Here is a 22,162-nt window from a genome sequence, read left to right as displayed (position 1 = left end):
GAGCTGCGGCGTCTAGGACGCCGCCAGAGAAGTCGGCTCTTGCTCCCCATCCACAAATACTGCAGAAAGCTCATCCCAACGATCGCTGACCGCCGCGAATTTTTCCTCGCGCACATGGCCATAGCCTCGCACTTGAAGGGGGATTTCGAGCAGCTCTTGTGCCTCTGACAGGTTTTCGCCGGACAGATGCGCGGCCACGCTATCAACTGCTTTGGCCACCTGTTGGGCCCAGCGCCGTTCAGCACGGCGCTCCTGGGTGTAACCGAAGACATCCAGTGCAGTACCGCGAAGAACTTTACCCTTAGCCAACAGCGGCATCAGCTTGCCCATCCAGGGGCCAAACTGCATTTTACGCACGCGACCACTGCTATCGGGGCGCGCAAGAAGCGGCGGCGCCATATGGAATTTCAGGGTGTAGTCGCCGCTGAATGTCTCACGTAGCTGTCGCTTGAAATCTTCACCGGTGTAGAGACGCGCCACTTCGTACTCATCTTTATAAGCCATCGCTTTATAAAGGCTGCGCGCACCTATACGGGTAAGATCGCCCCGAGCAGCTGGCAATGAGGACTCTGCTTTGCGCAGCGCCTCTATATGGCGAAGGAATTCTGCCGCATAGGCCGGGCTTTGATAGTCGCGAAGCTCTGCTGCCAATCGCTCCAGCAACTGCTCCACTGACTCCTCAGGCTCCACCAATTTCACAGGCTTGGCCGGCACTGCCAATTGCTCGATCGCTTTAGGGTTTTCCGCCAGCAAACGGCCCGCGCGGAAAGCGCGCAGATTGTTCTCTACCGCCACACCATTGAGCTCAATGGCCCGTTCCAAGGCCGCTTCACCGATTGGCAGCAGTCCTTTCTGGCAGGCAAAACCCATAATCATCAAGTTACTGGCTACGGTATCGCCAAACAGTGCCTGGGCATATTTATTCGCATCAAAGGCAAAATACTCCGCACACAGGGACTCAATACTCTGTTGGGTCGCATCGGCAGGGAATGCCAGCTCGTTGTCGCGAACAAAGGCAGCCACCGGTACTTCAGCAGTATTTACCAAGGCACGCATTTCGCCGGTGGCAAATTTGGTCCGCTGGCCAGCGGCGGTGACCATATCGCAGCCTAATAACAACTGCGCCGCACCATCGCGAATACGAGCGGTGGTAATCGCCTCGGGGTTTTCTCCCACTTTCACGTGAGCCACTACAGCGCCATTTTTTTGTGAGAGTCCGGTAAAGTACAAAGTTGTACTGCCCTTCTCTTCCAGGTGCGCCGCCATACCCAGCAGTGCCGCCACGGTAAGTACACCACTGCCACCAATGCCGGCCACCAAAATACTGAGTGGCTGGGCCAGAGTCGCGACCGGCGCAGAAGGTAATCCGGCAATAGCCACGTCCAGGGCATCCGCCAGGGACTGCACCGGGGGCTTTTTCAGTTCTCCCCCTTCCACAGTGACAAAGCTCGGGCAGAAACCATCGGCACAGCGCATATCCTTGTTGCAGCTGGACTGGTTGATCTGGCGCTTGCGCCCCAACGGGGTTTCCAGCGGCTCCACGGCAATACAGCTGGACTGCACACTGCAATCGCCACAGCCTTCGCAGACCCGGTGGTTAATCAGCAATCGCTGGGATGGATCGACCATCTGTTTTTTCTTGCGGCGGCGGCGTTTCTCGGCCGCACAGACCTGCTCATAAATAATCGCCGTCACACCAGCAGTTTCCCGCAGGCGACGCTGCACGGCGTCCAGCTCAGAGCGGGGAAGAACTTCTACGGCAGTGGGCAGTTGGCTGCGGTGTTCGCGCCAGTGGTCGGGGTTCTCGGTCAAAAGAATAACCGTACCAACCCCCTCGGCCAGCAACTGTGCAGCCAGGGAGGGAGCATTAACTTCGCCATCGGCGGGTTGGCCACCGGTCATGGCCACCGCATCGTTCAGAAGAATTTTGTAGGTGATATTCACCTGGCTCGCCACGGCCTGGCGAATGGCCAATAGCCCGGAGTGGTTGTAGGTTCCATCGCCCATATTCTGGAAAATATGCTCGGCGCTGGAAAAACGGTGCAGTCCTACCCATTGGGCGCCCTCGCCTCCCATATGGGAATAGGTATCGGTGCGCAGGCCTTTACCCAAAGCCATAATATGACAGCCAATACCGGCACTCCCCAAACTGCCTTCTGGCAATTTGGTGGAAGTGTTATGAGGACAACCTGCACAGAAAATGGGTTCACGAGCCAACAAGCCCTGAGCCTTTGCAGCGACATTGCCCCCCAGTTTTTCTGCCAGGGGAATCAGCTGTGCCGCCAGTTCAGTATCCACCAGCCAGCGGGCAATGGCCTTGGCCACCTGATCCGGGCCAAAGCCCCACACTGCCGGCAACAGGTCCTTGCCATCCAGGTCTTTCTTACCGACTACCTTCGAACGATAACTATCTTCCCAACCGTAGAGCAGGTTTTTCAGCTGATCCTCCACCAGGGGACGCTTCTCCTCAACTACCAGCAAGCGCTCCATGCCCTTGGCGAACTCGCTGATGCCCCTAGGCTCCAGCGGCCAGGACATCGCCACTTTATAGATGGAGATGCCTGCTGAGTTCAGATCTGCCTCTGATAAGTTGAGCAGTTTCAAGGCTTCAAGCAAATCACCGTGGGCCTTACCCACCGTTACAATGCCGAAGCGTTTTTGCTCCGCACTGTGGGTGGTTTTATCCAGGCGGTTAGCATAGGCGAATGCCTTGGCTGCAGGCAAACGCTCCTCCAGCATACGGCGCTCGTACTCAAGGCGCTCGGCAGGCCAATTCAGGTGGGGATCGTAGTTCAGGCCGTGCGGGGGGATTGGGAAGTCAGCTGGAATTGTAAACTGGGGCAACTCCGGCACAATCAAGGAAGCACCGGCCTCTACAGTTTCAGTAATTGCCTTAAAACCCACCCACAAGCCCGAAAAACGGGATAAGGCAATGCCCGCGAGGCCCAGGGTCAGGTACTCATCAATGGAGGACGGAAATATCAGCGGCATCATTACCGACTCAAAAATCTGGTCGGTATTGTGGGAAAACATGGAGGATTCTGCAGTGTGGTCATCCCCACACAACGCCAAAACACCACCTAGTTTTGAGGTGCCCTGAATATTGGCTTGGCGGAAAACATCTGCGGTGCGATCTACACCGTGGCCCTTGCCATACCAAATAGAAAAGACGCCGTCTTTCGTTGCCTGCTGGCGATAGTGATCCAGCAACTGGGTGCCCCAAATATTGGTCGCCCCCAGGTCTTCATTAATGCCCGGCTCAAAATGGATTTCCCGCTCGGCCAATAGCTTCTTGTGCCGCCACAGGGCCTGGTCGTAACCGCCCAATGGGGAACCGCGATAACCGGAAACAAAGCCAGCTGTATTGAGACCCGCCAGCTCGTCCATGCGCTTTTGCATTAAGGGCAAACGAACCAGGGCGTCAATTCCGGTCAGGAATACACGGCCGGATTCACGGGTAAAAGCCGCTTTCAGCGAATACTCGCTATCAAAGCCCAATTCCTGATCGCCTTCGACCATTGCCATGGGTACCACCTATTTTATCTTTATTGCTTTTATCACTCCGGTTCTCGCCGCCAGTAACGTGTCGCGAAAATATTCGCGGCATCTCCCGAGTTACAGCAGAACAGACCAGAGCTGTTTAATAGCGCTAAAATTAACACTGCCCGGCAGAGCAGGTCATACCAAAATTGGCCCAACTCAGGCATAATGCCGCCATAACTCGCTAAAGATGACCAGCTACTGGCAACAAATCACTCAAAATGAAGTATTTTGGGGGATACAACGGAAAGGACATGCCCTCTTATGGTGCTCGCCTCTGGCCTTTACACTCTGTGTGACTAAATAAGTGCCAAAGGTTCAGCTTTTTGAGAGGCATAGCCTGGAACTGATCAGGGGGTATCAGTTTCTACCCGATTGCAGTTAACTAGTATCAACCGGTTGGGCAAAGTACCCATTAGCGGGAAATTAATAAAAAACGAGAAGGTCTCACAAAAGATGCGCAGTATAGGAAGCTACTGCCATAACAAACCAAAAAAAACCATGTACGAAATGCACACAATTTACCGGAGAACGCTGGGAAGCATAAATTCACTGGCAGGTTGATGATTAGCAGCCGGCGATACCGGCGTACGTTCAGAGAGATGAGATACGGAATATAACCATGGCCTATTTACTGGATGCCATCGACAAAAAAATTCTGGAAATCCTTCAACAGGATGCCACCATTCCAAATATTGAGCTTGCAGAAAAAGTCTGCCTCTCACCCTCCCCCTGTTCACGGCGGGTTAAAAATCTAAACGAGCAAGGGTTTATAAAACGCGCAGTTACCCTGCTTGAACCGGAAAAGGTTGGGCTACCGGTAAGTGTATTTATCCAGGTTACTCTTAACCACCAAGTGAAAAAAGAGTTGCAAGACTTCGAATCGGTTATCGGCCAATGGCCGGAAGTGATGGAGTGCTACCTGATGACCGGTGATTTCGACTACCTGCTGCGAGTTGTTGTACCCAATTTGCAGGCCTATCAGGAATTCCTGGACAAAAAGCTCACTGAGCTCCCAGGCATCGATCATATTAAAAGCAGCTTCTCTTTGAAGCAGGTGCGTTACCGCACTGAGTTGCCGCTGGACCAGTTGCTAGAAAGCCAAGGCTAACTTCTTGGTGCGCCTGTATATCTATAGGCGCACTCAACTCCTGTTTAATGCACTTTCAAAAGTGTGAGTTACTTTTTCACACCATTCGGTTAACTATAAATAAGCAGATTTACACGTTTACTCTATTGGATTAGTCGCGTACTGAGTAACGATGCCTGCCCAGGTCTTCTCAATTTCCGGCAGTAAATCCTGAAACGCGGCTTTTTCTGTTGCTACTCGCAAATCATCAACCGCATCTGAGGTACTCCAAACACTGGCACTCGTACTGTCTGTTGCTGTGGCTTCAGAAATACCGAACAGATACTCGGTGCGGACATCAAAAAATGCTGCCGAGACTGTGGTTGTTACCTTTACCTCCTTGTTCTTTAAAAAACCCAGGGAGATAACATTGAGTGGTGCAAATTTCTGCTCACCGGCATGAAAAGAAGTATCAAAAGTATACACCAACAAAATATCAGCTTTTAGCCGGGCCGAAGCCTCCCGAAGTGACCGTACTGAGTCCAGATTGGTCGGCAGTAGGATTTTATTGAGCGGCGCTACATTCGATACTGCCGGCAGCTGCGACAAACGAAGAAAATCCCTGTCGGTCTCCACCTCCCGAGTAGTAACAACACTGTAGCGACCTGTGCCAAAGCTATTGAGCCGGTAAGATTGGTACCCCGGTGCCTGAACTCGGGCAATCGAGATATTTGCAGGGAATGGCGTTGCTGGCTCTTTAGACATCAATTCATTGATATCGGCATCTGCCAGCTCACTCAAATGTACCGAGCCTCCTGGAGTGGTATATGAGGCACAGCCACCCAGAACAAATAAGGCAGTCAGCAGTAGTACTCTTGTGCACACTTTCATCATAAATCCCTATCAAAGTTTGGTGAGATATAACGTTATCACAAGGTAACAGGTGGCTATATAGTTGCCTGTTAATCCAGCCTAATCCCCACAGCTGCTCTTCTCACTACTCGCCATAATCCTATGCGCACCGCATATGCACAAGATTCCAATGCGTCCGCTTTAAAAGACTATACACCCAGCACTTTACGAAAAAGCCTGTCAAATTCCGGAAGATCCAGCTTTGGCCTTTCTTCTATGGAGTTGGCAGCGGATCTATCCAGATTTGTTTGAATCCAGCCATCCAGTTTGCTATCAACGGCTATCAAATCGCCCTCTTCAAGCAACTTCTTTTTCACAATCAAACTGGAAAGAACATCCAGGAGCCACTCATTTTCTGAGGAGGGCAACAATTCGTTGTACATGCAACTAAAGTCCACAGGAGGAATTTGTGTAAACTCTTTTATATACAGCGCATTAAGCAGTGAACGCAGTACATAGAGTAACTTCTTGACCTTAATCTCTTTAAAACCTCGATCATCCTCACGAACAAACCTGGAGTAATTATTAAACCCCATACTGACATAGTGATGAGCTAATGCTCGCGGCTGCCAACATTTTAGAGCCAAATCCTGCAATAGCTCCAAAAACCCTTCATTTCTAAGATAGACCTTTGGCGAAAATAGCCACTCGATTAAAGTGGGGTTACTTGCCCTCATTAAAGTTAAAGTCTTTTTGATATCCCAACCGACCAAGTCCAGTTCATCGCCAAGTTTCTTATCAAATGGAACCTCAACGACATCTCTGGGAGTACTTATAGTGAGATATTGTTGAATATTACGCTTGTAGATAAATCTTACATCCCAGTCACTATCAGGGGATTCAAATCCCCATGCGCGACTTCCTGACTCACAGGCATAGATAATTTCAATATCTCGCTCTACTTCCAGTGATTTCAAGCGATCCTTTATCAGCGATTCCATATACATCTGTCTACAACTTCAAAAAAATCAACTATACCCGAAACATTCCTTGATTTCTCTTACGAGGGCTACAAGTGCACTTTCGTTAGAGAGTCATTAGGGCAACTGTCTTTTTCTCCCAACAACTGAACTAGAAAATGTTAAACATAGCCCCTCAGTAGACTATGATAAAAACTAAAAAATGACTCTCAGGAGGTAGGCTCCATGGACGGAAATCCGAAAGGCTCGATCACTGTAAACAACTACTCTATCTCTTATGTCCAGGAGGGACAGGGCGAACCCATTGTTCTTGTACATGGCGCACTGGCCGATGCTCGGATGTGGCAAGAGCACTGCAAAATCCTGTCAAAAGAGTTCAAGGTAATTTCATTCACTCAAAGGTATTTCGGCAATCCGGGTAGTCCTTCGGAAGGCCCCTTTGGGATTGATACCCATGCGCAAGACCTGATAGGACTGATTGAGGCTTTAAATTTAGGCCCTGTCCACCTAGTAGGATGGTCTTATGGTGCCGATGTGAGCTTAAATGCTGCCATAAAAGCTCCTCGTTTAATCAAAAGTCTGTACCTTTATGAGCCCGGGCATCCGGGATACATTGAAAACAATGACATGGAAGAGTATCGCCGAGATGCTGAAACTATGTTTGCAGAAATTTTCAAAACAACAGCTGAAGATAAGCTGGATACCGCTACTAAGCTACTTATCGATGGCTCAGGAAATCGAGCGGGCTACTTTTCCCAACAGCCTATTAAATATCGTGTACAGCAGCTGGATAATGCCTACACCCTGCCTCTACAGCTTAATCAAACTGAGCAACCCACACTGAACCCTAGCAGCCTTTCAAGCATATCTATTCCAGCCTGCGTGGCTTTTGGCTGTAATACCCGCCAGCTATTTAAAATTGTATCACTTGCGGTCGGCACATTGCTTCCAGACACTCATCTACAAGAAGTAAGTGCAGAAAATCATATGCTGCCTCTGGAGGACCCTGTACGCTTCTGCCACCTTGTAAGAGAGAGCATCGCTAATTACTGTGATCGGCAACTTGTAACTTACTAACATTCAAGAAGGAAAGAATACATATAAGGCATCGATGCTGATTACAAATTTGCCGGGAGGTGCTCACAGCATGTCTTGAGTATTCTTTCCCGCTCAGCAGTTAAAAGCCTTTTATTGTTACCCACTACACGATATTAAAATAATGCAGGGATTGGAATTATCCATCCAACCCCTGCAACACTCTAATCAGCCTTACAAATCCTCGCTTCTGCGTACCAAGCTCCCGCTTGACAGCTAGCCCCGTCTTCACAGTGCTCGTCAACCTGGCAGTAACACTGACCATCCGGGTTGCAGCCAGGGGTTAAATAATTCTCCAACGGATCAGCCCCGCTTACCCGATCCCAGAAGGGGTTGGAAAACATATTATTTGGGTCCAACTCTTCTTTCACATCTATAAACTGGGACCATTTAGGGAAGCGCGCGGCCATATCCTCAAAGATAGCGACTGAATTCTTACCCCAATGAGGCCTGGCTCCATACTTCCTGAGAGACATCTGCTCAATTTCCAAATTGACAAAGTAGTTCTTGGGCACAGCTTCACCTCGTTGACGCAAGGTATATTCAATTCCTACAAACGCTGTATCACGGCCTGCTGTCATCCCTAAATAACTATCGGAAGCCTTGCCAAAACGAAAATAAATACCATTCAGTGGGAAACAGGTTTTTTCACTATTTGCAATAATCTGGCGGACATCTCCAATCCAGTTGGGCAGCTCTTCAAAGGGAATCGCGACCTCCTGAAGTGCAATTGGAAGGTTGTCCCAGACACATTTGTCGGGCTCTTTACATACAAAGTGCTGCATCAGATCCGCATGCCCAGTGGGTTTGATCAACTTCTTCAGGCCTGAATCGACATCCCTGAAATAGGAACTGGAGCGCGCAGTATGGCGAAGGGAGGCTGCAAAACACTGCAGTGCGGCACTGTCGGCTTCATGAAGGCTATCGAATATCAATCCGAATAAATATTCGGAAAAGTCTGACACATCAGCCTGGGCATTGTAGGCATTGCCCGTAGTAGACAAAGGCACCTTGTTGTAAGTTGTTACAGTATAACGTCCTAAACCCGGGAACCAGGCAACATTAGCCGAATGATTATCGCGAGCCAAATCAAGTACAACTTCCTCAAGCTCGTCATCGCTATGATACCCTTTTACTTTCGCTTCTACCTTATAGCCAGGCTCAACCTCTATAGTCGCCTCAACAACTACGCCCAAAACACCCAAGTTTACCCTGGCGGCATTGAGCATCTCACCACTGATTACTCGCAAATCCCCATTACCATCAACCAACTTCAATTCGGTGACATAATCAGAAATCATACTGCTTTTTTGTGTAAACGTTGAACCGTGAGTACCGCTTCCCAGCATACCGCCTATTGTGAATATGGCCAGCTCTGTCACCATGGGTACACTTAGTTCGTACTCTCGAAGATAGGTGGTTAAATCCCTGAACCTCATACCAGCCTGGACGGTTACCAACAGGTTATCTTTGTCCAGGCTAACGACCTGGTCCATATTTTCCAGGGTAATTTGCACCTCTCCGTTACCCGCACAGGCAGCATCAATCTGACTGTTGAATCGGCGACTCCCGGTCATCACTTTACGGCCTTGATCCGCTGCGTCACGTACTATCTGCTGAACTTCATCGATACTGGTCGGATCATATATAACGCCAGGGAAACAATCCTGAGTATCCTGGTAGTTTTTTAAAATCTCAGGTACTTCAATTGGTGGCGGTAGTTGCTCTGCAACACTTGTTGCAGCCAAGGAAAAACCGACTATGAAAAGAGCTTTTTTACATCGCCTTAAGAAATATTTGGATTTGGTTATTATTTCTGCACACATAACGAACTCCCTTTTTTGCATTAATGTAGACTGGATAAATCAACCAAAACGGGGAAGCAGTTCCCCATCGATGATGTCCCGAACATTACTGCTGTGATCAGGCGCTTTACTGCGAAGAAAATCGGCGTAATTTGATCGATAGGCCGATATAGGGCGACGATCTATAGAAGGCACCCACAATGCATGATTCGTAGTTGCAAATTCCAGTAATCGGTTAGCCAGGATACAAATTGGCCCATCGCTGAGACGTGCCGCATCAAAAATCCAAAACTCTTTACCATTGGAATCAGATGTCGTTGGATATTTGCGTACAACTGCTGTAATCACATAACCGTCATTCTGGGCCGTGGAACCCGGGCGGGCCATAAATTGCGGTGTACGCATTACGCAATCTTCTGGGAACTGAAAGGCATCCGCAATTTTCATATTGACACAGTCCATATGAATCAAGGCGGAAGGGCGGCTTTCTTCAGGCATACTCCAATAGCCGTAGTGGCGCTCAGGATAATCGCGATATGCCCAGGAAACCCGCATAGATATATGGTCAGGCCTGTAACCCACAGCAGCCCAATAAAGGTGCTCAAAGGTTTCAGGGAACTGGAAGTGCCCACGGTAAGCCGGATCATTCATATCCCAGGAAAGCGCATCATCCCGAATAACCCTGTAATCTTCTTTAATCTCAGAAGCTGAATTGGAGTTAACTCGAATCCGGGCACGTACCAAACCGCCAACATCCAGCGGTGCTGCAGGGTATCCGGACAACCACTTGGGTACCAAACCTCCCTTCTGCAGGATTTCAAAGCGGAATAACTGCTCAGATTTATCCATTGCCCCCATATATTGGCCATACAGGGTAACCTCACCCGCATTGTCATCGTAGTTGCAGACAATGTCCGACGTATCAAAGCCCAGCTCCAGGTAATCTGCGATAATAGTATCAGCACCCGGCTCCATATCGGCCTTCCGAATAACCCAACACCGGGTCCTGTGTTCTTGAGGCAGAACAATTCGTGTTCCAATAATTCGGGTAGACTCAACCCTGGCTGCAGTTTCAAAGACAATAATATGATTTCGCGTTACTCCAAGAGAGTGTGAGCTTGCAGCAATATAGGCGTTGTTACCCTGACGATCCCGAATGCTCCAACTTTCAAACGCGCCCTCTCGATCCCAGCGAATTAAGCGAATAAATCCTGAGCTACCAGAATCACCAATATTTCCACCATAGTTGATGGTGATACAGTTACCTGTTTCCAAATCAAAGAAAGGGTGGCCGGTAGTCCGAACCTGGGGAAATAGCCACTTTTCCGGAGTTAGATTTTCAAGCAGCGGGGGTAAGCTCGATTTCCATTCATCCACCTCTCCAATAGGGGTTACCATCTCTAGAGTTGTAGCATCAAACTCATAGGGCATACCCCCTTCATAACTCATTGCAAAACGGTTATCTCCCATATAATTGGGGGCTGTATTGCAGTAGTTCATAAATCCAAGATTCGGGCTTGAATATATTGTCCCACCCAACAAACTAAATTTATCGAAGCCTGTTAAATCCTGCTCCTGCATTATCGCAGATGCAGTGCGTATCATTTTTCGGACATAGGGAACTTCACTGTTGTTGCTCCGCCCAGTAAAATCGAGCCGGGTCAAAGCCCCCTTTCCATTAGGTGTAAGATGGTTGGATGCCAGTGGAATACCCTCGGCCATAAGAAGATGGCCAATAACATCATCGGGTAAGGTTCCCTGTATTACACTGAGCACTCCGGAGGAATCTGACAAATCACCAACCATTATTGACTCTGGGAAACTAGAGCCATCCAAAGTATGGCCTGTCCCAGCCTTAACTGATGCCACTCCCATAAGCGGTGATGCAGACATTACACCTGCGGCCTTCAATAGATCTCGACGCTTCATTTTTTATCCCTAAAAAATACGGTCGGCAGCTTAATCTGACCATAAAATTAAATTTTTAATTAAATAATTGGCGCAATTCACGCCCAAAATAAACCTTTAGGCGAAAACCACTTATTATTCTTATCAAACCAACCCTTTAGAATTTTAACCCCTTAAAATTCACACCATCAACCTATATACCACAATAAAAACAAACCAAACCAGAAAACAAAACCTATCAAACAGGACAAAAAACAAGCACCAATCAGTCAAACAAAAAAATATCGATAAGAAATCCGATACCACCCAGAACAACCACCACACTAATGTTAACAACAGAATTTAAAATAAATATTAATACTCATTGAATCGCACAATATTTAATATATCCATGAGGCATCTCATATATATGCGCCAACAGGCAGAAAACTGCATCAGTCCACAACCCTAAGAGGTACAGCTAGGAAGCATTGGATATATGACAATTCTATTAGACATTGAAAAAATGATTATTCATTGATGTTTAATAGTATTGGTATACAATCTTTCACGCACAACTACCCTAAAATTAATTTAAGGTGACATCAATGTTTAGTCATATTATGGTCGGGGCCAACGATATCGAGGAATCAAAGGTATTTTACGATTCCACTTTTGGAATATTGGGTTACAAACCCGGCACTATTGATGATCGTGGCCGCTGCTTCTATTTTAATGACAACGGTATTTTTGCCATCACCAAACCCATCAATGGGGAGCCCGCAAGCCATGGCAACGGCAGCACTATTGGCTTTACAGTAAACAGTTCTGAAGAGGTTGATGCCTGGCATGCTGCAGGTATTGCCAACGGTGGTACCAGCTGCGAAGAGCCCCCAGGCGTACGGGATAGCGCCGTAGGCCCAATCTACCTCGCCTACTTACGAGACCCTGCTGGCAATAAGCTCTGCGCACTGTATAGAGCAAGCTAATTAAGATTCGCAATCAGGTGCCTCCCCTTACAGGGAGGCGCTTTATAAGTGGACTAATAGAGTAATCAGTCCCAGCGGTTGAAAATAACGTGCATGCCGTGATGATCGTCACTCACGAATACGAAATAGCCGGCGCCAGTATGTGCAGTTGCGCACACCTTCGTCCCCTGGGAGGTCTCAGAACACTGCATTTTGTAGGCTTCAATTCCCGCAGTATCGTATTCACACTGACTGTATTGGCTGTCAAGAGTTTGCACTAAATCGCGACTGCTCCTTGCCAATACATAGCGGTAATCACCAAAGTAGCGATAGTTATAGGCATCCAGGTAATATGCCTGGGAATCAATACCCCCTTCCAGAAGCTCGCTATAGCAGAGTTCAGGTCTGGCCATCCACAGAGTTTCCTGATCATTCGAAGAGTGTATTCCTGGCCAATTCTGTTGGTCATGTTGAGAGAGTACTACGTTGGTTGAATCAACATAGTCTTTCACAATGACGTAATCACCTTCATCACTTTCTATTCTGCAAACCGGTGCGCCGCCAATAAAATTATCACACTGAACCATATCCAGGCTGACTTGAGTTGTCTCCCCGGCACAGCCTTCTGCAAAGCTTTCAGCCCAGTATTGCACAGCCTTAACTGCATACTCTCGAGAGTCTTCTATTTCATAATAGAAGTCTGAAAAGATGCGATAAACATCGCGATCATTAGTATTACTTGCAGAAGCTGCTACAGAACACTGACTAAACTTAGGCAGTTCAAAACTCTGTTCTGCTTGAGCGGGAACCGCACCGGCAATAGCAATCGCTGCTGTAAAAGTGGCAAGAGTTTTCATTAGATGTCCTCCGTGAACAATCATCCTAAAAGGGACGCGGATTCTAGCAGAGGAAAAAAAACTATCAAAAGCAGTGTAACGATATGAAAGTTCAGGTACCTTCTTCCAAGGTTGTGAATATCTGAATAATATTAATTATCGGCATGAGTGAGTTAACTCGATAAAACGTTCCAACTGAAATCCGGCCTCAGTCTTCCCTCCATCTTTACTTTCAAGCGGCCAACCACAATTCACCCGCACACAATCACCGTAGAGATCGAGCGTGCTGAAATCTGCACCGCCCAACAAGGCTATATTTTCTTCGGAAGCCATACGGCAAAGACTCCGGCTATCCAACCCTGGGATCTGCAACCAAATCACCATTCCTCCATGGGGATCACTGATGCGCGACTCATCGGGCAAGTTTGAACTTAAGTAGTTGCGATAGGATGCGACCTGCAAGGCAAGCTTTTGCCTGAGTCCCTGCACATGACGGGAGTACTGGTTGGTACCGGTGAAATCAGCTACCGCTAATTGGACAGGCAAGTTCACACCATAACTTTCGGTAAATCGATAGTGTTCATATTGTTTTCGATACCTTCCTGGTAAGCACCATCCCAGGCGATAGCCTGCGCTCAATGTCTTGGAGATAGAGCCACACCAAAGCACATACCCGCTCCGGTCCCAGTAGCGCACGGGCATGGGCAAACTTCTTTGAAATCCGAGCTCCAAATACACATCATCCTCGACAATTGGAACCCGATATTTACCAGCCAGTACGGCCAGGTTCTCTTTCTGCTCCGAGCTCAGGGACACGCCCGTAGGATTCATATGACTGCTACTAAAAAGACCCGCCTGGGCCAATCCCTGCTGCATATAGCGCTCTAGCTGTGGGAGGTCTAAACCGTTTTCAACAGTCGGTATCTCAACAACTTTTCGTCCCATCAAAGCCAACAGATTAAGAAGACCGTTGTAACAAGGAGAACTGATCGCAACCGCATCACCGGGCTTAGTCGTAATCGCAATCGCTGTGCGGACGGCATCCATACAACCATTTGTCACTACTAATTCATTGGCAGAGAAATGCAAATCATAACTGGCAAAGTGTGCGCTAAGCGCACTGCGCAAAAGCGGCTCCCCTGAGGAAACCGGATAGCCATGCATACTGGCGCCAGCCTCTCGGGTTGCCCGCCGCATACTGCGCTCCAGGGAATCTAACGGCAATAGCCCTGGGGATAAAGACGCAACACCCAATGGCCCTGTTCCCAACCCACGAAAATAGCAATCGTGATTTACTGGGTCTGTTGTTCGGCAGGTGAATGCGGGCATTATGGGAGGCGGGTTACTGCTGGGAGGAACTGAGGCAAAGAATCCAGATTGCGGTCGAACCTTCGCCCAGCCGAGCTCCTCCAGCAAGTAATAGGTGCTTTGTGCTGTTGTCAGGCTGACTTCGTTTTGTGCAGCGAACCGCCTGAGGGACGGTAGTTTATGACCACTTGGTATTCTCCCTGACTGAATATCCTCTATACAGCGTTCGGCAAGCTCTTTATACCGCACCTATACCCTCTCCGATTCCGTCTACGCTCAAACTGTATACCTATTTTATACAAAAATTGCATCTGTATACCTTTTTTCATTTCTTGGATAGTTAGCCCCGAAACCAATTGGAGGGGCTGATGCGGTATTCGGATTTATTACTTGGTGTGCTACTAATGGCAATGTGGGGCTTCAACTTCATCGTTATCCAGATGGGGACGGAAGATCTAGACCCACTCCTTCTGGTGGCTTTGCGCTTTTCTTTGGCAGCCTTTCCGGCAGTGCTTTTCGTTTTCAGACCGACAGTCAGCTGGAAGTACGTTCTGGCCTACAGCCTGACTTTTGGCTGTGGGGTTTGGGGGATGGCCACCTGGGCAATCTCTAGCGGACTCTCTGCGGGTATGGCCTCACTTCTTTTGCAAGTGAATGTTGCGATTAGCCTACTATTTGGCTGGGTATTCCTGAAAGAAAAGATTATCCCGCAGAAAGCTCTTGGGGCTCTACTTGCCTTGGGAGGGCTGTTGCTAAGTTTGATGGTTGAAGATGGCACGGTGCCACTTATCAGTATTGCACTTATCCTAATAGCGGCTACCAGCTGGAGCATCAGTGGGCTCATTGTAAAGGCCAGTGGCACACAGCAAGTATTTAGCTTTATTGTCTGGGGGCTATTTTTTGCACCGCTACCACTGTTTGCAGCTACCTATATTCAAAATGGTGCGGCTGTATTTTATGAAATTCAAAACAAGCTTAGTGGAAAGTTGATTTTTTCCATATTGTTTCAGGCCTACCCAACCACTCTATTGGGATACTGGTTCTGGAACCGGTTAATCGTTAAGTACCCGCTGTCTACTGTTGCACCTTTAGGTTTACTCTGCCCCGTTTTTGGACTCTTTTTCAGTTGGTTATTAACTGGCGAATCGATTGGTCCAGAAAAGTTAATGGCCGCTATTATGATTTTCTCTGGACTGGCACTTGGAATTGTTCACTTTCGCCAGAGCTTTAAGATGCTAAGAAACTCACGGATTTTTGGCATGTTAAACATATCGCGATGAACAAGTATCCAAGTTGAGATTTGCCAGCTTTCAGGCGCAGGAATCTCAATAATGTCTTCAAATTTTTTAGCTTGGATTCTCGGCATGGCGCCAATACCGCAGCTTGAAAGCACTGCCTGGTTAAGAATTTGCTGACTGGAAGCAGTCAACACAATCTTTTGATCGGGAATATGATTATAAATCCATTCATTCCAGCCAAAGTGTAATGGGCGATCACCAAGAGCTAGAAACCTGTGCTCTTGGAGATTACTTTTATCGGGAAGCCCATACTCTTCAATATAGGATTTGTGTGCATAGAAAACGAATTCTGTTGTGAAAAATGGCAGCACGATATTATCGGGGGTCGTTGGTTTCTCGCCGACACGAATCGCAATATCAGCTTCACCGTACTCTAGGTTAAAATTGCGCAGGTCCCCGATTAAATTGACAAGCATACCTGGGTGCTGGGCCTGGTACTGCCTAATGAGCGGCATCAACAGGTCTACCATTTCGCCGACAGAGGTGATGGTGAGGTTGCCTTGCAAATTCTGCTCTTTGCTTTGTAACTGCGAGGACAACTGAGAAAAATGGCTGTCCGTGACCGCTCCCAGTCGCATAACCTCCAGCCCCGCCTCCGTTGGAATATAGCCTTTGTCATTGCGCTGAAATAGTACAACCCCAAGGCTCTCCTCCAGTACATTAATATGGCGCATCACGGTGGACCTATGAATACCAATCTCCTGGGCCGTTGCACTCAGAGTGCCCAGCTTGGCCAGCTTATAAGCGGTCCTTAACTCAGTCCATTTATTCATTATTTACCTCAAGCCCCCCATGCTCAGCATGTGCAAATATGCACATCAGAGTCTCATAATCACACATTCACAGCATATTCGCTACACCATAAAATGGATTCAAATGACCTGTACACCCTCTAATGGTTGAAAAATATGGTAATTGAAGCGGAAGTATTGATAGTAGGCGGTGGTTTCGCCGGTGTGTCTGTCGCACAAGCACTGGAAAGAAATGGCGTCCATACCATTCTGGTAGACAAAAAAGATTATTTCGAAGTCACTTTTGCCACCTTGCGCAATGTAACCGATCCATCCAGCACCGGGAATCAAGCGCGCAAGTACTATAGGGACTTTTTCTATGGCCGCTTCATTCAGGGGGATGTAATGGAAATGTCTGCGAAATCAGCGCGTTTGGCAGATGGAACAGAGTTACATTTCAACAGGGCCATACTCGCTTCCGGCACCCGATATCCGAGTATGCCAATGGCCAAATCCCTTTGCGCAATGGATATTCAATCCAGAAACCAAGAACTGTTGAACGAGCATCAGCGACTGAAACAAGCAAGGAAAGTCATGGTGATAGGTGGAGGGGTCGTTGGTGTCGAATTGGCGGGAGAGATCGCACACGCTATGCCGAGAACTCAAGTAATTCTGGCACACAATAAAGAGGTCTTATTGGACAACTTCAAGCCTAAAGCACAGATCAAAGCCCATAGACAATTAGAGAATTTAGGTGTAGAAATTCAGTTTAATAGCCGCTACCAAAATCAGAATGGCCGCTATATAAATCTCAACAATGGCCAAGCCAGCGATGCAGACCTGGTTTTTGAAGCAATTGGTGTGCTGCCCAACAATGATTACCTAAAACCGCACTTAGCGCATATCCTTAATGAGCAGGGATTTGTGAAAGTCGATAACAGACTTCAAGTTATTAACGAACCAAGCTTGTATGCACTCGGAGACATTGCAGATATTGGTGAGGCCAAACTGGGCTACCTCGCCTCTCAGCAAGGTGAATACCTGGCAAAGGCCATCGCCAGAAATAGAAAAGGAAAAAGTACCAAAAGCTATAAACGAAACCCACTAATGGCACTAGTTCCCATTGGCCAGAAGCAAGGATTAGTGCAGTTACCTTTCGCAGTAACAACCTGCAACCACCTCGTTCGGTTGAAGCAGAAAGACCTATTCATTAATAAGGTTTATCGTGGATTTGGCACTCAGCCAAATGCCCGGCTCTCTTAGTTCGGGCTAACTATTGTAAGTAGCTATTAATGCAGTTAACGATATGATTCTATTTTGGTCAACTGTATAAATACAAAAAATAAAATCATAAAGTGAGCATTATCAAGGACAAAAAATCACAAGTACTAACCAGGTTTATTACTTTTTTCCCTCACCAGCCAGTAGGAAACTCCCAGGGCGATAGTCACCAGGGCAATACCGACTATTTGCTCCGCATTAACAAATTTTAAGTCGAGCACAATAACCTTCCGAGCTACAGCCATTAAGGCTGTAGCCAATACCAATTGCACCGGTATCACATTAGTACCCAGGTAGAGTCGGATATTAGTGAAAATTTCAATGGCAATAAGAACGGCGAGAAAGGCCCCAAAAGTCTCGAGGATATCTTCCATATCCAGCAATAGGAATGGCGTCTCCATTAGCCTTTCATAAAGTACATAGACGACATCCGCAATGGTCCAGAATATGACCAACACCATAAGAATGGCGAGAAATTTAACGGCATATTTTATTGCTCGATGTAATTGGTTGATCAGGGGATCAGCATGATCCTCATGTATCTCGTCATATTTCATGGGCTTCGCTCTGCCGATTGATACCGCACATTGCTTGAGTTCGACTATAGGCGAAATCCCCGTATTCAGCCGAGAGAGCTTCCTTTAGTGAGTGAGTAGTAAGAGGAATCCCGGCAGCATATTCACCGCCGGGATATTGTGAGTCGTTAAGGTAGGCAGGCTGCGTTAGTGAAGAAATACTTTACTTCGTAGTCACTACAATCCTCTGTTGCACAAAAGAAGCGGTAATTAGTGCAGATATCGCCTATATGCATGCTTTCGCCGGTTAAGGAATAATCCAACTTCGTATCAACAACCCTTGCCTCAATACCAGCAACATCACTGACAGCACAGCTATTGCTTATATTTCCCGCTGACTTGTGTTCGTTAAAGCTCTCATAATCAATGCCACCTGAGGAGGGATCATCCAGGTCCAGCCACTCGGTTGCGTAGTACCCTGGATTTACCAAGCTGTTGGACAACTTGTGCACGCCCAAAGCATTGATTTCATCACCGTGGCGCCCGTGGAAAGCAAAAATTTGCTGGGATGAAGTGGAAGAATAAGTTGTACAAGTCCCCTGCTGAGTCCCCCCGGAAATAGATGAGCCATTGCTCGACGTCAATTTAAGGTAGTAAACACTACCCGTTTCATGCTTTTCATCGTCGACACAAATTTTAACGTCATCCAGATACTCGCTGCTGGCGGAGTTAAAACTCAGCACACTCCCCATCGAGCCACCGTCTCCATCACCGTATTCAATACAATATTCATGATCACTGGCTGTGGCATGGCTTAGGGATTGCTTAAATTCATAGCAAGCTTTAAAACCGTCAATTCGACCACCGGAACGAATCTGGACAGATTTCAGATTCATAGTACCGCTGCCGAGTAGCTTACGTTTTACCAGGTCGATTGAATCAAACGCATCACCTCCGGTACCACCCACAACATCTTTTTTGATATAACCAAAATCCGAGTAGCTATCTTGGTTGGCGATCCAGAACCCATCAAATGGTTCGTAGTAATTCACCCACACCGAGGTAGTTACACCTTCCGAATTCCTCTTGGCATAGAGAGCGGCATTTTCCAAAGCGTTATAAGGCATTCCATAGCGATAGCCATCGGCTTCACAGGCGGAATAACCTTCACTCCAGGCTCCCGATGCACTGCTGATGTGCCAGTTTCGCTCATCGTCTACACAGGCAAACACTCGCTCCGTACTACAGCTATAGTCGCGAATTTCACCGTCATTACTTAACCAGGCGCAACTATTGTTACCACTGGGAGAGTCATTCCGCCAAGACCACGTAAAATCTTCAATCTGGGGTGCTTTAGAAGCACCTATAGTGGTCGCATTGGCCTCAACCAGCGCCAACTCAAGCATGTTATACCCAGATACTGCTTTCTCCAGGATCTCACTGCCGGAATACTTGATGTCATCCTTGCTATATTCGGTTGTTGCATCCAAGGCGACACTTAAATTCCCATTGTTGTAGTGGCTGGTTGCGCTGGCATTACCGTCGATATCTGCTGTTAACTGGCTGGAATTTTGTGCAAGTGGCTCATTGGAAGTGAGGTTTCCAGATGCATCCATCTCATCCACACCGATCCAGACATTGCGTCTGAATTTCGATGTGTTTGACTCGTCATGGTAATCACACAGATTGTTATCACCAGTGTGCGGATACTCTCTGGGCACCTGAATAAATAGGATAACGTTGCGTCCCGCATCCAACACATTCTGTTTAGTCAGTGTTTGCGCCGGCAGGGAGGCGCAATCATCTTCTGTATAGCCCCAGTCGGTAGGCTTAAATACCAGATCCCCCAACCTGCTTTCAATTTTCTCACCAATCTTATTGCGGAAGTTCTGGTGGTAATCAGAATCGTAAGCCTCAAACTTTAGGAATATGACTTCATCGTTATTATCTTCAAGAAAATCCTTAATCTCATCCAGCCCATCCCCCAGCGTTGCAGCTGTACCAAACATATAAATACACATAGTGGCCTCTTCCAGGCCCATATGACACAGGTGCGGTGTTGAGCTGAAATTGGAAGCAGGGTAAGTATCATATTCGACCAGACGTATTCCCCGACTGAATAATTTCTCCGGCGCGTACCACTGGTTTACATCGGTATATACACCCTGATCCCACTGATAGGATGCATAGGCATTATGCGCTCCCGCCCACAAGGTCTTTGATAAGGGAGCCTTTGTATCAATCTGCCCCTGTAAATCCAGGCGCTTCACTTTATCATCGCTAGCATCAATTTCGCCGACAACAGACATCGAAAAACTCAAAAGCAAACTTGATACCAAACCAATTGTTTTATGCATTATTCTTTTCCTGATAAGTATCTTGATAGTTACCGCTAAAATAAAAATCCCAGTAAGTATTTCCCCTCAGTTGAATTGACCAATTGGAACAAGCGTACACGCCTGTCGTGAACCGCTAAATTACAACAGTACTGACTGGTCAATTTTAGTCATTTACCCTACTTTACATTTTCATAATTTGCGCACTTTTCAGTACTGACAAACATCCATCTCCGAATTAAACATTCATAAAACTACCCGCTAGCGGGGGGCGCAAATAGTAGCTACAGAGCATGACCAATCAGTTACGAGCTTAAGGCAGTTATGTAAATATCTGCCCATTTGTAACAGGGCCAACATAAATGACAGACCAAATGTCCCTCCAGTATTTAAGGTTCAATCACAACCTTGGAAGTAATATCACGCACGTTAAATCTTCTGGTTTAGGAGCAGAGTTTGGGCACCTAATTCATCTTTTCAGATTATTGATAGTTTCAAAATATAATTGGGACAAACCTTAAAAGAGTCGGCATCAACAATCTTCAGCTAACAACGATAGAAAATAGACGACAAAAATCTTTTCCAAAAGGCGTAGAATTGATTTAAAGCTAAGCCGGATTCAGGATATAAGAAGAGTACAACTTAGATATTTATACTTACCAAACAATGAATTGAGCACCCAAGGAGTGGTAGGCTTATTGAAATATTACATTCATAGAACAAATAGAAAATTATAATTTCCGCCCCAGGAAAGCAGCCTTATCAAGGAGAGAGAATGAAAAGCAAGGCACTTATTATACTGAGTAGTATTCTTATCGCCTCATGTGGATCTATGCGACCGCAAAATGCAAGCAATTATCAGCAAGACCTGATCACCCCAGAAGAAACAGATAACTTTGTACTCACCGAAAGCAGCACCTTCGATGAACCCATGCTGGGAATTGCCCTAAAGTACGATAATAAGCAGTATCCTACCGATATTATCAATGTCTATGTATACCCTATCGATAGCATCACATGGGAAAATACAGATGAAATCATCTCCATTGAAATGGGCGATATTATAGATGAAGTTGACTTTGCTATAGAGCAAGGGCATTACAAGTCAAGATCACCAGAGACTATTGAAAACTTCAGTTTTAAAATCGGTGAAAAGCGATATTCTGGAAAAAAGTCATCTTTCACACTTACCAACAGAAACGATGCTGAATACTTCTCAAATAGCTATGTATTTGTCGATAAGGATAAATATATAAAGTTCAGAACCAGCTTCGACAGCAGAGCGACCGTAGAATGGAATGGCGACTCAGCAGTGAAAGAAATACTGCCTGAAATAGTTGTTCCCGACGAGTCTGCGTACATGAAGAACCTGAGAGCTGAACACCAAAAAGAAATCACCAAGAATCTGATAAAATCACTATTCCAAGCTTCTCAAGAAGCACAACCTAACACAGAGTAATTTCTCAACTAACTTAATAGCAATTGCGACAAATCCGACTCTGTAAGAGCTGATGGCTACTAGGTGCCGCTTAGCACCAGAGAATTGCAAGCGGCACGCTTTAACTGAAGTCTCCTGTACTTCAACGGCATGAAAGCACACTTCTTCCCCCATTGGCAGGAGATTAGCCCTAGACATCTCCAATTCAGATTTTTAAACAAAT

The 22,162-nt window shown here is 46.9% G+C and carries 16 protein-coding genes; 6 read left to right on the top strand and 10 right to left on the bottom strand.

Annotation, left to right across the window (positions count from 1 at the left end; all coding sequences use genetic code 11):
- Positions 1-12: 12 nt before the first annotated feature.
- Positions 13-3,525 (bottom strand): indolepyruvate ferredoxin oxidoreductase family protein, encoded by a 3,513-nt coding sequence (locus ACJJI4_RS06620; RefSeq protein WP_444927482.1) that lies wholly within the window; start codon positions 3,523-3,525, stop codon positions 13-15.
- A gap of 637 nt (positions 3,526-4,162) precedes the next feature.
- Between ACJJI4_RS06620 and ACJJI4_RS06615 the strand changes: the two genes are divergently transcribed.
- The gene (locus ACJJI4_RS06615) at positions 4,163-4,651 is read left to right on the top strand and encodes an Lrp/AsnC family transcriptional regulator (RefSeq protein WP_108732808.1); all 489 of its coding nucleotides are present in this window, start codon (positions 4,163-4,165) and stop codon (positions 4,649-4,651) included.
- Between the two features lie 117 nt (positions 4,652-4,768).
- On the opposite strand, the gene ACJJI4_RS06610 is transcribed toward ACJJI4_RS06615, so the two are convergent.
- Together ACJJI4_RS06610 and ACJJI4_RS06605 are read right to left on the bottom strand one after the other, a co-directional pair.
- Entirely contained in the window at positions 4,769-5,503 is a 735-nt protein-coding gene (locus ACJJI4_RS06610) for a hypothetical protein (protein ID WP_444927481.1), read from the bottom strand.
- A 167-nt stretch (positions 5,504-5,670) separates the two neighbouring features.
- Positions 5,671-6,462, bottom strand: coding sequence for a nucleotidyltransferase domain-containing protein (locus ACJJI4_RS06605; RefSeq protein WP_444927480.1), 792 nt, complete (start codon positions 6,460-6,462; stop codon positions 5,671-5,673).
- Between the two features lie 204 nt (positions 6,463-6,666).
- Here ACJJI4_RS06605 and ACJJI4_RS06600 point away from each other — a divergent pair, with 204 nt between their 5' ends.
- Positions 6,667-7,518: an alpha/beta fold hydrolase gene (locus ACJJI4_RS06600; protein ID WP_444927479.1), complete on the top strand. Its 852-nt coding sequence runs from the start codon at positions 6,667-6,669 to the stop codon at positions 7,516-7,518.
- Positions 7,519-7,700: 182 nt separating this feature from the next.
- Here ACJJI4_RS06600 and ACJJI4_RS06595 read toward each other — a convergent pair whose 3' ends face one another.
- A complete protein-coding gene (locus ACJJI4_RS06595; RefSeq protein WP_444927478.1) occupies positions 7,701-9,284 on the bottom strand; it encodes a D-arabinono-1,4-lactone oxidase in 1,584 nt (527 codons plus the stop codon).
- A gap of 117 nt (positions 9,285-9,401) precedes the next feature.
- Complete coding sequence (locus tag ACJJI4_RS06590) at positions 9,402-11,270, bottom strand: carotenoid oxygenase family protein (protein ID WP_444927477.1); 1,869 nt, start codon at positions 11,268-11,270, stop codon at positions 9,402-9,404.
- Positions 11,271-11,836: 566 nt separating this feature from the next.
- On the opposite strand from ACJJI4_RS06590, the gene ACJJI4_RS06585 reads away from it, so the two are divergent.
- Positions 11,837-12,217: a VOC family protein gene (locus ACJJI4_RS06585; protein ID WP_413665310.1), complete on the top strand. Its 381-nt coding sequence runs from the start codon at positions 11,837-11,839 to the stop codon at positions 12,215-12,217.
- Positions 12,218-12,282: 65 nt separating this feature from the next.
- On the opposite strand, the gene ACJJI4_RS06580 is transcribed toward ACJJI4_RS06585, so the two are convergent.
- Positions 12,283-13,053: a hypothetical protein gene (locus ACJJI4_RS06580; protein WP_444927476.1), complete on the bottom strand. Its 771-nt coding sequence runs from the start codon at positions 13,051-13,053 to the stop codon at positions 12,283-12,285.
- A 135-nt stretch (positions 13,054-13,188) separates the two neighbouring features.
- On the bottom strand, positions 13,189-14,589 hold the full coding sequence (locus tag ACJJI4_RS06575) for an aminotransferase-like domain-containing protein (protein WP_444927475.1): 1,401 nt from the start codon (positions 14,587-14,589) through the stop codon (positions 13,189-13,191).
- Positions 14,590-14,708: 119 nt separating this feature from the next.
- On the opposite strand from ACJJI4_RS06575, the gene ACJJI4_RS06570 reads away from it, so the two are divergent.
- Positions 14,709-15,620 (top strand): EamA family transporter, encoded by a 912-nt coding sequence (locus ACJJI4_RS06570; RefSeq protein ID WP_444927474.1) that lies wholly within the window; start codon positions 14,709-14,711, stop codon positions 15,618-15,620.
- Here the strand turns inward: ACJJI4_RS06570 and ACJJI4_RS06565 are convergent.
- On the bottom strand, positions 15,551-16,411 hold the full coding sequence (locus ACJJI4_RS06565) for a LysR family transcriptional regulator (RefSeq protein WP_444927473.1): 861 nt from the start codon (positions 16,409-16,411) through the stop codon (positions 15,551-15,553). The genes ACJJI4_RS06570 and ACJJI4_RS06565 overlap by 70 nt on opposite strands.
- A gap of 135 nt (positions 16,412-16,546) precedes the next feature.
- Here ACJJI4_RS06565 and ACJJI4_RS06560 point away from each other — a divergent pair, with 135 nt between their 5' ends.
- Positions 16,547-17,632: an NAD(P)/FAD-dependent oxidoreductase gene (locus tag ACJJI4_RS06560; RefSeq protein WP_444927472.1), complete on the top strand. Its 1,086-nt coding sequence runs from the start codon at positions 16,547-16,549 to the stop codon at positions 17,630-17,632.
- 125 nt (positions 17,633-17,757) lie between these two features.
- Here ACJJI4_RS06560 and ACJJI4_RS06555 read toward each other — a convergent pair whose 3' ends face one another.
- Together ACJJI4_RS06555 and ACJJI4_RS06550 are read right to left on the bottom strand one after the other, a co-directional pair.
- A complete protein-coding gene (locus ACJJI4_RS06555) occupies positions 17,758-18,207 on the bottom strand; it encodes a phosphate-starvation-inducible PsiE family protein (protein ID WP_413665304.1) in 450 nt (149 codons plus the stop codon).
- Positions 18,208-18,353: 146 nt separating this feature from the next.
- On the bottom strand, positions 18,354-20,522 hold the full coding sequence (locus ACJJI4_RS06550) for a jacalin-like lectin (RefSeq protein WP_444927471.1): 2,169 nt from the start codon (positions 20,520-20,522) through the stop codon (positions 18,354-18,356).
- A gap of 754 nt (positions 20,523-21,276) precedes the next feature.
- Between ACJJI4_RS06550 and ACJJI4_RS06545 the strand changes: the two genes are divergently transcribed.
- On the top strand, positions 21,277-21,960 hold the full coding sequence (locus tag ACJJI4_RS06545; protein WP_444927470.1) for a hypothetical protein: 684 nt from the start codon (positions 21,277-21,279) through the stop codon (positions 21,958-21,960).
- Positions 21,961-22,162: the final 202 nt, after the last annotated feature.

The organism is Microbulbifer maximicatervae (SeqCode), assembly GCF_052467305.1.
This window is presented reverse-complemented; position numbering and strand designations above follow the sequence as displayed.